This is a genomic window from Citrobacter sp. wls826, assembly GCF_005281245.1.
GTDB lineage: Bacteria > Pseudomonadota > Gammaproteobacteria > Enterobacterales > Enterobacteriaceae > Citrobacter > Citrobacter braakii.
Genome location: NZ_SZWS01000053.1, coordinates 168699 through 183778, shown reverse-complemented (window position 1 = coordinate 183778; position 15080 = coordinate 168699). Strand labels below are relative to the sequence as shown.

General features: G+C 49.8%; 14 protein-coding genes. 10 read left to right on the top strand and 4 right to left on the bottom strand.

Annotation, left to right across the window (positions count from 1 at the left end):
- Nucleotides 1–225: 225 nt before the first annotated feature.
- On the top strand, nt 226–1698 hold the full coding sequence (gene dtpB / locus FDW87_RS13310; RefSeq protein WP_137379831.1) for a dipeptide/tripeptide permease DtpB: 1473 nt from the start codon (nt 226–228) through the stop codon (nt 1696–1698).
- Between the two features lie 200 nt (nt 1699–1898).
- Here dtpB and FDW87_RS13300 read toward each other — a convergent pair whose 3' ends face one another.
- Nucleotides 1899–2402 carry an Rrf2 family transcriptional regulator gene (locus FDW87_RS13300; RefSeq protein ID WP_016154877.1) on the bottom strand — a complete coding sequence of 168 codons (504 nt, stop codon included), beginning with the start codon at nt 2400–2402 and terminating at the stop codon, nt 1899–1901.
- Nucleotides 2403–2634: 232 nt separating this feature from the next.
- Here FDW87_RS13300 and FDW87_RS13295 point away from each other — a divergent pair, with 232 nt between their 5' ends.
- From FDW87_RS13295 to FDW87_RS13265, 7 genes are all read left to right on the top strand, one after another.
- Entirely contained in the window at nt 2635–3834 is a 1200-nt protein-coding gene (locus FDW87_RS13295) for an NAD(P)/FAD-dependent oxidoreductase (RefSeq protein ID WP_137379830.1), read from the top strand.
- A gap of 450 nt (nt 3835–4284) precedes the next feature.
- Nucleotides 4285–5094, top strand: coding sequence for a sorbitol-6-phosphate dehydrogenase subunit (locus FDW87_RS13290; protein ID WP_016157691.1), 810 nt, complete (start codon nt 4285–4287; stop codon nt 5092–5094).
- Between the two features lie 30 nt (nt 5095–5124).
- Nucleotides 5125–6573 carry a PTS mannitol transporter subunit IICB gene (locus tag FDW87_RS13285; protein WP_016157692.1) on the top strand — a complete coding sequence of 483 codons (1449 nt, stop codon included), beginning with the start codon at nt 5125–5127 and terminating at the stop codon, nt 6571–6573.
- Nucleotides 6570–6998 (top strand): PTS sugar transporter subunit IIA, encoded by a 429-nt coding sequence (locus FDW87_RS13280; RefSeq protein WP_016157693.1) that lies wholly within the window; start codon nt 6570–6572, stop codon nt 6996–6998. Before FDW87_RS13285 ends, FDW87_RS13280 begins: the two co-directional genes overlap by 4 nt.
- A gap of 39 nt (nt 6999–7037) precedes the next feature.
- Complete coding sequence (locus FDW87_RS13275; protein ID WP_137379829.1) at nt 7038–7736, top strand: DeoR/GlpR family DNA-binding transcription regulator; 699 nt, start codon at nt 7038–7040, stop codon at nt 7734–7736.
- A 17-nt stretch (nt 7737–7753) separates the two neighbouring features.
- Nucleotides 7754–8926: a mannitol dehydrogenase gene (locus FDW87_RS13270; RefSeq protein WP_137379828.1), complete on the top strand. Its 1173-nt coding sequence runs from the start codon at nt 7754–7756 to the stop codon at nt 8924–8926.
- A 2-nt stretch (nt 8927–8928) separates the two neighbouring features.
- Complete coding sequence (locus FDW87_RS13265; protein ID WP_029139725.1) at nt 8929–9216, top strand: HPr family phosphocarrier protein; 288 nt, start codon at nt 8929–8931, stop codon at nt 9214–9216.
- Nucleotides 9217–9314: 98 nt separating this feature from the next.
- Here FDW87_RS13265 and rsmJ read toward each other — a convergent pair whose 3' ends face one another.
- Together rsmJ and prlC are read right to left on the bottom strand one after the other, a co-directional pair.
- Entirely contained in the window at nt 9315–10067 is a 753-nt protein-coding gene (gene rsmJ / locus FDW87_RS13260; RefSeq protein WP_094761590.1) for a 16S rRNA (guanine(1516)-N(2))-methyltransferase RsmJ, read from the bottom strand.
- 8 nt (nt 10068–10075) lie between these two features.
- Nucleotides 10076–12118, bottom strand: a complete 2043-nt coding sequence (gene prlC, locus FDW87_RS13255; protein ID WP_046274490.1) for an oligopeptidase A — start codon at nt 12116–12118, stop codon at nt 10076–10078.
- Nucleotides 12119–12332: 214 nt separating this feature from the next.
- Here prlC and FDW87_RS13250 point away from each other — a divergent pair, with 214 nt between their 5' ends.
- Entirely contained in the window at nt 12333–13175 is an 843-nt protein-coding gene (locus tag FDW87_RS13250) for a 23S rRNA (adenine(2030)-N(6))-methyltransferase RlmJ (protein ID WP_016154881.1), read from the top strand.
- A gap of 104 nt (nt 13176–13279) precedes the next feature.
- The gene (gene gorA, locus FDW87_RS13245; RefSeq protein ID WP_046274489.1) at nt 13280–14632 is read left to right on the top strand and encodes a glutathione-disulfide reductase; all 1353 of its coding nucleotides are present in this window, start codon (nt 13280–13282) and stop codon (nt 14630–14632) included.
- Nucleotides 14633–14698: 66 nt separating this feature from the next.
- Here the strand turns inward: gorA and dinQ are convergent, their stop codons facing one another.
- Complete coding sequence (gene dinQ / locus FDW87_RS13240) at nt 14699–14782, bottom strand: damage-inducible type I toxin DinQ (RefSeq protein ID WP_003837776.1); 84 nt, start codon at nt 14780–14782, stop codon at nt 14699–14701.
- Nucleotides 14783–15080: the final 298 nt, after the last annotated feature.

Genomic DNA, 15080 nt, shown 5'->3' with positions numbered 1-15080 from the left:
CCCGCCTGTGCGGGCGTTTTTGTTTTTATCATTCGGACACAATTAGTACATCAATCCAACAAACAAATCATAATTAGTGTGATCAACTAATTGGATCGAAAACCATCTCTATAATACTCTACTCTCGCGGCTAATAGCCGCAGCCTATAACAAAACAAGACTTTTTCGGCGCGTTTAAGCATACGCGTTCATACTTTTCGGGATGGCTTTGAAAGGCGATGGAATATGAATAAAACTGCACCTACGGGCTTGCTGCAGCAACCTCGTCCGTTCTTCATGATCTTCTTTGTAGAATTATGGGAACGATTTGGCTATTACGGCGTTCAGGGCATCCTGACGGTATTCTTTGTTAAGCAGCTAGGATTTTCACAGGAACAGGCATTTGTCACCTTTGGTGCCTTTGCTGCGCTGGTCTACGGCCTGATCTCGATCGGCGGCTACGTCGGCGACCACCTGTTAGGCACTAAGCGCACGCTGGTTCTCGGTGCCATTGTGCTGGCAATCGGCTACTTCATGACCGGGATGTCGCTGCTCAAGCCCGATCTGATCTTTATTGCTTTGGGTACCATTGCCGTCGGTAACGGGCTGTTTAAAGCCAACCCGGCAAGCCTGTTGTCAAAATGCTATCCACCAAAAGACGCCCGTCTGGACGGTGCTTTCACCCTGTTTTATATGTCGATTAACATCGGTTCGTTGCTGTCGCTGTCGCTGGCGCCGGTGATTGCCGATAAGTTTGGCTACGCGGTGACCTACAACCTGTGCGGGGCCGGGCTTATTGTCGCGCTGCTGGTCTACTTTGCCTGCCGTGGGATGGTAAAAAATATCGGTTCTGAGCCAGACCATAAGCCACTGAATTTCCGTAATCTGCTGTACGTGCTGGCCGGTACGGTAGTGATGGTATTTATCTGCGCCTGGCTGATGCACAACGTGCAGATTGCCAACCTGGTGCTGATCGTCCTGTCGATTGCCGTGACTATCATCTTCTTCCGTCAGGCATTCAAACTGGATAAAACCGGGCGCAACAAGATGTTCGTGGCCTTCATCCTGATGCTGGAAGCGGTTGTGTTCTACGTGCTGTACGCGCAGATGCCGACATCGCTGAACTTCTTTGCTATCAATAACGTGCACCATGAAATTCTCGGTTTCGCCATTAACCCAGTGAGCTTCCAGGCGCTGAACCCGTTCTGGGTGGTGCTGGCAAGTCCGGTACTGGCCGCGATCTATACCCGTCTGGGAAACAAAGGCAAAGACCTGACTATGCCGATGAAATTTACGCTCGGTATGTTCCTGTGCTCGTTGGGCTTCCTGACGGCAGCCGCTGCCGGGATGTGGTTTGCGGATGCGCAGGGACTGACGTCGCCGTGGTTTATCGTGCTGGTATATCTGTTCCAGAGCCTGGGTGAACTGCTGATTAGTGCCCTGGGACTGGCGATGGTCGCCGCTCTCGTGCCGCAGCACCTGATGGGCTTTATTCTCGGGATGTGGTTCCTGACGCAAGCCGCCGCCTTCCTGATGGGCGGGTATGTCGCCACGTTTACTGCCGTACCGGAGAACATCACCGACCCGCTGCAAACGCTGCCTATCTACACCAACGTCTTCAGCAAGATAGGCCTGGTCACCCTGGCTGTCACGGTGGTGATGGCGATTATGGTGCCCTGGCTGAACCGAATGATTAATACGCCAGATAGCAGCAAATAAGCTTTTTTTAACATTAACCGCGAGTCACATCGCGGTTTTTTTTGCCTTTTAAGTCCTGCATTGTAAGAGCGTAGTTTATACAAACAGGTCATCATGAATGGACATGACCATGAACGATATTGCGTTGATTAAGACTTCGGTCTTATCACGCCAGCGGAAAGCGCTTCTCACCGAGGATAAGCACCGGGCATTTTCAATCGCTACCCTTTGCGCGCGTTAATCCACTCCTGAACTTCGACCACAAAAGTGTCCGGCGCTTTGCGGTACATTTTGCGCGCCAAATCCAGAATCGTATGCTGACCGAGCGCTTCTTCCATTCGCTGCTGAGCCATATCCATTACCGAGCGCACACCACAAATGCCTTCACAGGCCCACTCCGGCGGATGCTCCTCAAACACCGCCAGCCGCTGGCGAATCTCACGACACTCAAAGATGCGCTTATCGCCATCAATGGCATTCACCACGTCCAGCACCGTAATGTGTTCAGCAGGTTTAGCCAACTGGAAACCGCCGCCCTTTCCCTCAATGCTGCGCACCAGGCCCGCTTTCGACAAACGGGTGAAAATTTTCGCCAGGTAGTCGTACGGCACGCTTTGCAGCTCGGCAATTTCCCGCACGCTCATATCCCGCGCGTCGCCCTTGCTGTCGACCATACACATCAGGCTATGAATGCCGTACTCAACCCCAGAACTGTAAAATGCCATTCTCTTATCTCAGCCAAAATGAATCTGAGTTAATTGTAGCTTTTTCGTCTCATTCATTCCAGACAGCAGCACAACCCATATTTATATAAAAACTTTAATCATATATTTATCAAATAGATAATCAAACACCCTACGACATCAGGACAAAAAGGATCCTGATCGCATTGCAATTCTTAACTACGACAAATAAAATCCGAGTAAATTATTCGTAGTCACCAGAGAGAACCCCCCAATGCGTAAACGAATTCTGATCGTGGGCGCCGGCTTTGCCGGTATGTGGGCAGCATTAAGCGCCGCACGACTGGCGGATAAACATCAGCAGGCCATTGATATTACAGTAATTTCACCACAGCCAGAGCTGCGTGTCCGCCCACGCTTTTATGAACGCGCCGTACAAACCCTGGTCGCCCCGCTGCAACCCTTGTTTGACGTTACCGGCGTCAACTTCCTGCAAGGTCACGTCGAGCAGATCATCCCGGACTCTAAAGAGGTGAGCTGGAAAGATGCCAACGGTGAAATTCATCTGCGCCGCTACGACCGCCTGGTACTCGCCAGCGGGAGTCACGTTAACCGCGACGCCGTTGTCGGTGCAGCCGAGCATGCGTTTGACCTCGACCAGCTCGAGAGCGCCACCGCACTGGAGCAGCACATTACAGACCTGGCATTACAGCCGGAAAGTGAGACTCGCAATACGGTGGTGGTCTGTGGCGGCGGCTTTACCGGGATTGAGATGGCGCTGGAATTGCCTGGTCGTCTGCGTGAGATTCTGGGTGCCGATGCTAAGACCAGAGTGGTCGTAGTTGAACGCGGTGCTCAGCCTGCCGGGCGCTGGAGCCAGGAATTACGCGACGTAATAATCGAAGCCTCCACTGAACTGGGCATCGAATGGTTGGTAAATGCAGAAGTAGAAAGCGTGGACGCCGGCGGCGTAACGCTGAAAGATGGGCAGGTTATTGCCTCTCAAACAGTTATCTGGACCGTCGGCGTGCAGGCCAATAACCTGACAGCACAGATTAACGCCCCGCGCGATCGACAGGGCCGCCTGCATGTGAATGCCAATCTGCAGGTCGTGGGTCATGATGATATCTACGCCACTGGCGATGTGGCCTACGCCGCCACCGATGACAAAGGCAACCATGCGTTAATGACCTGCCAGCACGCTATTTTGTTGGGTAAATTCGCCGGTAATAACGCTGCTGCAAGCCTGCTGGGAGTAGAACCTTCACCGTACCGTCAGGAGATGTACGTCACCTGTCTGGATCTCGGCGCGTGGGGTGCGGTGTATACCGAAGGATGGGATCAGCAGGTCAAACTCACTCGCGCAGAAGCGAAGAAACTGAAAGTATCGATTGTCAGTGAACTGATTTACCCGCCGAAAGCGGAAAGAGCCGTCGCATTTGAGATGGCTGACCCATACGCACCGTTTGTCTAACCTCCAGTAAACATAGTCTTCCTGACGGACAATCACTCTGTCAGGAAGTCGCCAGTGCCATACAACCTCCCCAGCAATGCCCCATCAATTATATACATGCTTCTTTATCAATTATTCCCCTCAATTTTAATCACGCATAAAGACGCATTAAAAAAGCAAACACGCAAATAAACGCATCAATGAATCGATTAACAATCGTACACACCAGAAATGCGATCCTTTACGCAAAACACAAGAATATAAGCAACCAACTGAATTAAAAGAATTTAAAATGTATCCTGTGATTAGCATCGCAAAAATCAACGATCTTCGTAGGCAATGCGTTTTTCTGCGCATAGATTATAAACACGCAAAAAACCGCATCAACATGTAAACAATATGCTGCGGGCATCGAATGTCAAATACCCAGGCAGCTGCTGTCAGTCAATCGTGAAAAGTGGGAGAACGTAAATGGATCAAGCAACAAAGTGGTTGGATCTTTCCGGTAAAGTCGTGGTCGTGACGGGTGGCAGTATGGGCCTGGGTGAAAAAATGGTTGAGAATCTCTACGCCAACGGTGCAACCGTGGTTTATGCCGATTTATCACCCAATAAAAACTTCAGCCAGTTCGACGACATCATCTTCATCAAATGCGATGTGACCAAAAAAACAGAAGTTGAGCAGCTCACGGCCTCAGTGGTAAAGAGGTTTGGTCATATAGACGGTTTAGTCAACAATGCGGGTGTCAGCCGTCCACGCCTGTTAGTCGATGTATTTAAAGAAAAACCAGAATATGAACTGAGCGAAGATGATTTCGACTTTATGGTCAACGTTAACCAGAAAGCTGTTTTTCTGGTATCGCAGTCCATTGGGCGCCAGATGGTCGAACAAGAATCCGGCGTCATTATCAATATGACTTCCGAAGCTGGTGTTCAGGGTTCACGCGGGCAGAGCTGCTATTCCGCAACGAAAGCCGCCGTTAACGCCTTCACATTTTCATGGGCGAAAGAGTTGGGCCCCCACAATGTGCGCGTTGTTAGCGTTGAGCCAGCCATCAATGTACCAACGCCAATGAACAGCGAAGCCAATTTCCGGGCGCTGGCTTACACACGAGGAACCGATCCAAATCATGTTCATAAAGACTATAAAGGCATTATTCCTCTTGGTCGTCCGGGGAAACTTGAAGAGATTGCCGACCTGATCTCTTTCCTGGTTTCCGATCATTCTTCTTATATCACCGGGTCCGTAATCAATATTACCGGCGGTAAATCGCATCATTAATCACTCATCAATATAAGAATGGAGCCGACCATGGGGAACAGTCGAATTGCCAATAGCCCTGCGTTAGCAAAAATTAGAAAGTTTGGTGGAGTTATGAGCGGCATGGTTATGCCGAATCTGGGAGCGTTTGTGGGATGGGGTTTAATGGCCGCCATCTTTATCCCTAATGGCTGGTTCCCTAATGAAAAATTAGGTGAAATGGTTGGCCCAATCCTAAATTACCTTTTTCCATTACTGATTGGCTATACCGCAGGATATAACATCCACGGTCAACGTGGAGGGGTCATTGCTGCATTCGCGACAATGGGCGTTATCGTCGGGTCAGAAATCACGATGATCAGTGGGGCGATGGTCATGGGGCCACTCTCTTCCTGGCTGTTGAAGAAATTTGACCAAAAAGTGCAGGACAAAATTAAGCCGGGATTTGAAATGTTCGTCAATAATTTCAGTCTCGGAATTATTGGCCTGATATGCGCTATTTTCGCCTATATGACCGTTGGGCCGGTTATCCGCCTGCTGATTGTCATTATCACGTCAGGGGTAAACTGGTGTACCAGCAATAATTTACTCCCTTTACTGTCAGTGTTTATGGCGCCCGCTCAGGTTCTGTTCCTGAATAATGTGGTTAACCACGGCATTCTCGCACCAATTGGTTTCGCCCAGGTTCCCGAACTGGGTAAATCAATCATGTTCCTGGTAGATACCAATAATGGCCCACTGCTCGGAACATTAATGGCGATAGCCCTGTTTGGACGTGGACGCGCGAAGAAAACAGCACCGATGGCGATGTTTATTGCAGGTATAGCGGGGATCGGTGAAGTCTATTTTCCGTTTGTGCTGGCAAATCCATTACTGGTATTCGCCACAATGGGAGGACTTGCCGTCTCCTTATTCTTACAAGTCATCATGGAAGGCGGGTTGATCGGCGTTGCATCTCCAGGCAGTTTAATCGCTATCGCCATGATGACGCCGAAAAGCGCCATCGTTGCCAATCTGGTGTCCATCAGCGCAGGATTTATCGTGTCATGCGCGCTGGGCTGGTTAATACTTAAAATCAGCCCCGGTTCAGAAGATGATGATGAAAGCCCAGTGACTGTCGGCGGGCGTCAGGTTAAATCTGTGGCTGATTTTGTCCCAGGCTTATCCAATACCAGCGTAAAAAAGGTGCAACGTATATTGGTCGCATGTGATTCCGGGATGGGTTCTAGCGCAATGGGCGCTTCTGTTCTACGTAAACGACTACAAGAAGAAGGGCTCGGCTATATTAAGGTTATTAACGATTCAGCAAACCGAGTGGGTAGAGACTACGATATGGTAATTACTTTATCTGGGCTCCTTGAGCGCGCAAAATTAAGCTGTGAAAACACCGATACTGTGTTTATGACCGTTAATAACTTTATTAAGTTGAGTGATTATGACGAAACAGTTGCGTTTATAAAATCGCATAATCATGAAAACCATGAAGAGGTGCCAGCATGAGTGACATCTTTATCCCCGAGAACATTATTCTTAATGCACATGCCAACGATAAATTTGAAGCTATAACCCTTACTGGAAATATTCTGAAAATGAATGGCTATGTGACAGATAAATACGTTCAGAGAATGAAACTCAGAGAGGAGATTGTTTCAACTTATTTAGGCAATGGTTTAGCAATACCACATGGTACGGATGGTTCAGATTGCGAAATCATTAAGTCAGGCATTTCTTTAGTACAGTTTCCTGACGGTATAGACTTTGGTGATGGAAATACTGCCTATATAACCATAGGTATCGCGGGTAAAGAAGGCGAACATATGGACTTGTTAAATAAAATCGCCTTAATTTGCATTGAAGAAAAGAATGTTCAGGCATTACGAACCGCTAACTCTATAGAATATATTTTACAAGTGCTAAACATCTAAGATATACTCATTATTCTCTGAATAAAATGAGTCATTACGATGAAAGCGGCAAGACAAGATATTATTCTTCAAATACTTGAGAAAGAGAAAAAGATTGTTGTCAGTAAATTAAGTGAGCGTCTTAAGGTTTCTGAGGACACCATAAGACGCGACTTAAATGAGCTTGCGAATCAAGGAGTAATTCATCGTGTTCATAGTGGCGCAATACGCGTCGGGCCTGCCATCACTGAGTTTAATGTCCGGCAGGATCTGAACACCAATGAGAAAGTAAAGCTGGCAAAGAAAGCCGTACATTTAATTAAAGAAAATAGCGTCATTTTAATTGACGGAGGAACAACTAACTACGAACTCATAAAGCTAATACCCAAAGATTTAAAATGCACTGTTGTTTCTAATAACATCCCTATTCTGCATTTATTAAGTGATTACAAGAATGTAGAGGTTATAGGATTAGGGGGCAGGCTTTATAAAAACTCTTTGGTTTTAATTGGTGCTGAAACTATTCGCGAATTAAATGCTATTCGCCCGGATATATACTTTATGGGTGTTGCGCATGTTGACAGTGAAGTCGGTGTAACTATTCCCGATCTGGATGAGTGTTATACCAAACAAAAAATGGCTGAAGTCTCTAATGAAGTTGCCATTCTTGTAACCGAAGAAAAACGTGAGACCAGATCTAATTTCGTGGTGTCCTCACTCAAGGATATAAATCATATATTCACGAGCAAGGATATCTAATAATATGAGGAGTTATAATGAAACGCGTATTAATTATAGGCGCTGGCCGCCTTGGTAAAGGTTTTGTGGGCGAAACATTTGACAATGCTGGCTGGGATATAACATTTCTGGATAAAGACCAAAGAGTTATTGATGAACTGAACCGTGAAAACAAATATACCGTTCAGGTTTTTCGTACTGATGACATCATTTTACACGAGATCACCAACTTTAATGCTTTTTTGACCGATGACAACTATTCTGTCATGAATGACTTTCTTGAGTCGTCTGTCATTATGTGTCCACTTTATCCAGAGGATTTTGCAGAATCCGCTCAGTATCTTGGCAAATGTTTTGAGCATCAATATCATATTGACCCAAACAAAAAAATGTCATTAATTTGCCTGACAAATAAAAATCATATTATTAAAGATATTGAAGGCTGGTACCGTGACGCAATCCCATCTGCTGAAGCGCGTCAATGGTTCGACACCCACGTAGCGATCCGCGACTCAATTGTCAGACGCTCCACCGATGCCAAAACGCACTACGCAACCCAGATAGACAGCACCGCCGTTGCCTCATTGATCATTCAAACTCCTCTTTATAACGACATCAGTGGTGTGGAATGGCTAGAGCCACGCGAACATCTGGAAATGCTTAAAGACATCAAAGTATTTTCCATCAATGGCCCTCACGCTACTACCGCCTGGTATGGACATCTGAAAGGTTACAAAACCATTCCTGATGCCTCAGCCGATCCTCAGGTTTCAGATTTGGCCAATGCGGTACACGATGTCACAATTACTGCGGTAATGACCGAATACCCACAAATCACGCGTGAAGCATTAAATGATCTGGAGTACTTACCTAAAGCTAAAAACGAACTCCCGGATTCGATTCATCGTGTCGCCTATGATCCTATTCGGAAATTGGCTTATCAGGATCGCTTAATGGGTGTCGTGCAACTTTGTCTTAAACACGACCTCGATTACACCCCCCTCACAAAAGCGATCGCTTGCGGCCTTGCTTATTATGCCGAAGACGATCAAGCCTCTGTCAAACTGCAACAGAAAATGCAACGAATGGGATTGCTGACTACCGCTGCCGAAATCATTGGCTTACCTAAAAATCACCCTGTGACGCTTAATGTTGCACAGCAATATTTAGCGCTGGATGCTGAAAATTTAATTCCAACGACACAGTGTTAATTATGATGCCTGATGCCAATTGCAATGCTCGTTTCATCATAAAAAATGAGCATGGTCTACATGCTCGTCCAGGAGCAAACTTGGTTGCGACATTAAAACCCTTTAAATGTGAAGTTAAGATCGCAAATCTTGCAAGAAGTGATAAATACGTAAATGCAAAGAGTCTAATGGCTCTCATGTCCCTGGGTATAAAAAAAGGCCATGAAGTCAATATCGTATTCCTGGGTGAAGATGCCCAAATTGCATTACAAAAACTTAGCGCCGAAATCGAAAATGGTTTAGGTGAATAAGCTAATATCATTGGCGCTTATTTTTAAATAAGCGCCAACATCCGAAGATTTGGGAGCATTATGATGACCACCACCCATGATCGAGTTAAGTGGAAAGGCTATTCAGGAGTCCCCGCGTAAATATCAAACCGATGCCCTTTCGTAACTACCGCGTTCGGCGTGGCGACATTCGCCAGCGGCGGTGCGTAATCCGGGCGCTTCACTACCACACGTTTAGTGGCTAGCTGACGCGCAGGCTCCAGCAGCCCATCCGCATCCAGGTCCGGCCCCACCAACGACTGAAACACCCGCATCTCTTTTTTCACCAGCGCGCTTTTCTGCTTATGCGGGAACATCGGGTCGAGGTACACCACCTGCGGACGCGGCGTGATATCGGTTAACGCCGTCAGGCTTGAAGCGTGGATCAGTTGCAAACGTTCCTGCAGCCACGGACCGATTTCCGGGTCAGCATACCCTCGCGCCAGGCCATCATCCAACAGCGCCGCCACGACCGGGTTACGTTCCAGCATTCGCACGCGGCAGCCTACTGAGGCCAGCACAAACGCATCGCGCCCCAGCCCTGCAGTCGCATCAACCACATCCGGCAGGTAATCGCCTTTGATGCCAACCGCCTTCGCCACTGCTTCGCCGCGACCACCGCCAAATTTGCGCCGATGGGCCATCGCACCGCCAACGAAATCCACGAAGATACCGCCGAGTTTGGGCTCATCACGTTTGCGCAGTTCCAGATGTTCCGGTGTCATCACCAGCGCCATCAGGTTATCTTCATCGTGCGTAAGATTCCAGCGGGCGGCAAGAACAGATAAGGCGCCGTCTCCGGCGCCTGTTTCATCTACTAAGCAGATTTTCACGTGAATAATCAGCCTTTAATCCCGTAATGCTCCAGCATTGCATCCAGTTGCGGCTCACGGCCACGGAAGCGCTTGAACAGTTCCATCGGCTCTTCAGAACCACCACGGGTGAGAATGTTATCGAGGAACGATTGTCCGGTTTGACGGTTGAAAATCCCTTCATCTTCAAAGCGAGAGAATGCATCCGCCGCCAGCACGTCGGCCCACAGGTAGCTGTAGTAACCCGCCGCATAGCCACCAGCAAAAATGTGGCTGAAGGCATGCGGGAAGCGGCCCCACGTTGGGCCCGGCACCACGGCGACCTGCTTTTTAATTTCCGCCAGCGTTTCGAGGATTTTCGCCCCTTGCTGTGGGTTAAACTCCGCATGCAGACGGAAATCAAACAGGCCAAACTCCAGTTGACGCAGAATAAACAGCGCCGCCTGGTAATTTTTCGCCGCCAGCATTTTATCCAGCAACTCCTTGGGCAGCGGCTCACCGGTCTCAAAGTGACCAGAGATAAATGCCAGCGCTTCGGGCTCCCAGCACCAGTTTTCCATAAACTGGCTCGGCAGTTCGACCGCATCCCACGGCACGCCGTTGATACCTGAAACACCGGCGGTTTCGATACGGGTCAGCATATGGTGCAGACCGTGGCCGAACTCGTGGAACAGGGTGATCACTTCATCGTGGGTAAACAGCGCGGGTTTGCCGTTCACCGGGCGGTTAAAGTTACAGGTCAGGTAGGCAACAGGCTTTTGCAGCGTACCGTCGGCTTTACGCATCTGGCCGACGCAGTCGTCCATCCACGCCCCGCCACGTTTATGTTCACGGGCATACAGGTCAAGATAGAAACTGCCGCGCAGTTCGTTGTTTTCGTCATACAGTTCGAAGAAACGTACTTCCGGGTGCCAGACGTCAACATCAGTGCGCTCTTTAGCGGTAATGCCGTAAATACGTTTAACCACTTCAAACAGGCCGTTAACGGCTTTGTTTTCCGGGAAGTATGGACGCAGCTGCTCGTCGCTGATGCTATAGAGGTGCTGTTTTTGTTTCTCGCTGTAGTAAGCGATATCCCACGGCTGCAGCTCATCGACACCAAATTCCGCTTTCGCGAAGGCGCGCAGTTGAGCCAGCTCTTTCTCGCCCTGAGGACGGGCACGTTTCGCCAGGTCGGTAAGGAAGTCGAGTACCTGCTGCGGGTTTTCCGCCATTTTGGTGGACAGAGATTTAAAAGCGTAGCTTTCAAAGCCCAGCAGCTGTGCCAGCTCGTGGCGCAGCGCGAGGATCTCTTCCATTATCGGGCTGTTGTCCCATTTACCAGCGTTTGGCCCCTGGTCAGACGCGCGAGTGGAGTAAGCGCGATACATCTCCTCACGCAGCCCCTGGTTATCACAGTAGGTCATCACCGGCAGGTAGCTTGGGATATCCAGCGTTAACAGGTAGCCTTCCTGCTGTTTAGCATCAGCCTGGGCTTTTGCAGCCGCCAGCGCGCTTTCCGGCATGCCGGAGAGTTCCGCTTCATCAGTCACCAGCTTAGTCCAGCCCATCGTGGCATCGAGGACGTTATTGCTGTAGAGATTGCCCAGCTCAGACAGGCGGGTGGCAATCTCACCATAGCGCAGCTGTTTTTCCTTCGGCAGACCAATACCAGAAAGCTCAAAATCGCGCAGCGCGTTATCGACCGCTTTTTTCTGTGCGGTGTTCAGGGTAGCGTAATGATCGCCGTCACGCAGGTCGCGGTACGCTTTGTACAGACCTTCATGTTGCCCAACCCAGGTGCTGTATTCAGACAGCAGCGGCAGCGTTTGTTCGTAGGCTTCGCGCAATTCCGGGCTGTTTTTCACCGAGTTCAGGTGGCTAACCGGAGAGAAAATACGCCCCAGCACATCGTCAACTTCCGCCAACGGCTGGCAAAGATTTTCCCAGGTGTACGGCGCGCCCTGCGCAACCACTCGCTCAACGTTTTCGCGGCAATCGTTCAGCGCCTTAGTCACGGCAGGCACGACGTGCTCAGGCTGAATTTTAGAAAATGGCGGCAGTTCGAAGGGGGTCAGCAATGGATTGGTCATTAGCGCGGTCCTGTTGAAAAGAGTGAATGAAGCGCGTATCCGGCGCTGTGCATATTAATTTGTACAATGGGGTTAAGTGTAGAGGATTTCAATGCCAGGCGTTGCGCTTTCGCGGCAGTGACGACTTTTCTGTATACTGTGGCGATACGCTTTATTTTCGCCCGATATTGCGCTGTTTTCGGGCCTACGTTTATAACCTGGAACACGTTTACCCATGCTGAGTTATCGCCACAGTTATCACGCTGGCAACCACGCCGACGTCCTTAAACACACCGTCCAGAGCCTGATCATCGAATCGCTTAAAGAGAAAGAAAAACCGTTTCTCTATCTGGATACCCATGCTGGCGCAGGCCGTTATCAGCTGAGCAGTGAGCATGCCGAACGTACCGGTGAATATCTGGAAGGGATCGCCCGTATCTGGCAGCAGGACGATTTGCCTGCCGAACTGGAACCCTACATTGGCGTGGTGAAGCACTTCAACCGTAGCGGCCAGTTGCGCTATTACCCCGGCTCTCCGTTAATTGCTCGCCAGCTGCTGCGAGAACAGGACAGCCTGCAATTAACGGAACTGCACCCGAGCGACTTTCCTTTGCTGCGCGGCGAATTCCAGAAAGATGAGCGCGCACGCGTGGCCAAAGCCGATGGTTATCAGCAGCTAAAAGCAAAATTACCGCCGGTTTCCCGTCGCGGGCTGATCCTTATCGATCCCCCCTACGAAATCAAAAGCGACTACCAGGCGGTGGTGACCGGTATTAACGAAGGCTATAAGCGTTTCGCAACCGGCACCTATGCGCTGTGGTATCCGGTAGTTCTGCGCCAGCAAATCAAACGCATGATCCACGACCTGGAAGACACCGGTATCCGCAAAATTCTGCAAATTGAGCTGGCGGTGCGTCCGGACAGCGATCAGCGCGGCATGACGGCGTCCGGTATGATTGTAATAAACCCGCCGTGGAAGCTGGAGCAGCAGATGAACAGTGTCCTGCCGTGGTTGCACAGCAAACTGGTTCCGGCAGGAACCGGTCATACGTCGGTAAGCTGGATCGTGCCGGAGTAATCGCAGTCATCGGTGGAACCTTTTAATTTCAGGTATACAATCGCGAATATTTTGGCGGATGGCGTAACGCTTCTCCGCCCTACAATGAACATGAAGGAGCGGTCATGACCAAGCACTATGATTACATCGCTATTGGCGGCGGCAGCGGCGGTATTGCCTCCATTAACCGTGCAGCAATGTACGGCCAGAAATGCGCGCTGATTGAAGCCAAAGAGCTAGGCGGCACCTGCGTTAACGTTGGCTGCGTACCGAAAAAAGTGATGTGGCATGCCGCACAGGTCCGCGAAGCAATCCACATGTACGGGCCGGATTACGGTTTCGACACCACCATCAATAAGTTCGATTGGGATAAACTGATCGCCACGCGTACCGCTTATATTGATCGCATTCATACCTCGTACGACAACGTGCTGGGCAAAAATAATGTCGATGTGATTAAAGGCTTTGCCCGCTTTGTGGATGCCAAAACCATTGAAGTGAACGGTGAAACCATTACTGCCGATCATATTTTGATTGCTACCGGTGGTCGCCCGAGCCATCCAAGCATTCCGGGTGTGGAATACGGTATCGACTCCGACGGTTTCTTTGAGCTGCCCGCGCTGCCAAAACGCGTGGCCGTTGTTGGTGCAGGCTACATCGCCGTTGAACTGGCGGGCGTAATTAACGGTCTGGGTGCACAAACGCATCTGTTCGTGCGTAAACACGCGCCGCTGCGCAGCTTCGACCCAATGATCGTCGACACGCTGGTTGAGGTGATGAACGCCGAAGGCCCGACTCTGCATACTCACGCGATACCAAAAGCGGTCGTTAAAAACGCTGATGGCAGCCTGACCCTGCAACTGGAAGATGGTCGTAGCGAAACGGTAGATTGCCTGATTTGGGCGATCGGTCGTGAACCTGCCACCGACAACTTCAACCTGGCGGTTACTGGCGTGAAAACCAACGAAAAAGGCTACATCGTCGTTGATAAATTCCAGAACACCAGCGTGCCGGGTATTTATGCCGTCGGCGATAACACCGGGGCCGTTGAGCTGACGCCGGTTGCCGTTGCCGCGGGCCGTCGTCTGTCCGAGCGTCTGTTTAACAATAAGCCGGACGAACATCTGGACTACAGCAACATCCCGACCGTGGTCTTCAGCCATCCGCCTATTGGTACCGTGGGCCTGACCGAGCAGCAGGCTCGCGAACAGCACGGCGATGATCAGGTGAAAGTGTATAAATCATCGTTTACCGCGATGTATACCGCTGTCACCACCCACCGTCAGCCGTGCCGCATGAAGCTGGTTTGCGTCGGCCCGGAAGAGAAGATTGTCGGTATTCACGGCATTGGTTTTGGGATGGATGAAATGCTGCAAGGCTTCGCGGTCGCTCTGAAAATGGGCGCAACCAAGAAAGACTTTGATAACACCGTTGCCATTCACCCAACGGCATCTGAAGAGTTCGTGACCATGCGTTAATCGCGCTTCATGAATGTTAAAGGGCAAAGAGGGGTTAGCTCTTTGCCCTTAGTTACGTTTCCGCTATCAGTTCAGCAGTTGCAGCAGATAGCGGATCAGCTCCAGCAACGCGATTAACGCTCCCAGAACGATGATTGCTTTATCAATCACCCGTCTTCTCCATCAGATGGAGTGAGAATGCATCCGCTTACTCATCCATTGCCTGTCACGGCGCATGTCCCAGTGTTAGATGATGGAACTCTCACTCCGGCCAGAGCATCGGCCAACGGCACCACCCGTACAGCCGATCAGGACTTAGAAAGCGTTTAGCGCGCGTCCGGAATGAAAATGCTTCAGAGCTAACTGGATAAGTATACAGTTATTTTAATCAAAACAACCAGCGTATTCTTGCAATACTACCGGTAAGGTAATACGATTGAAGCGTTAGATGATGGAACTCTCACTTCGG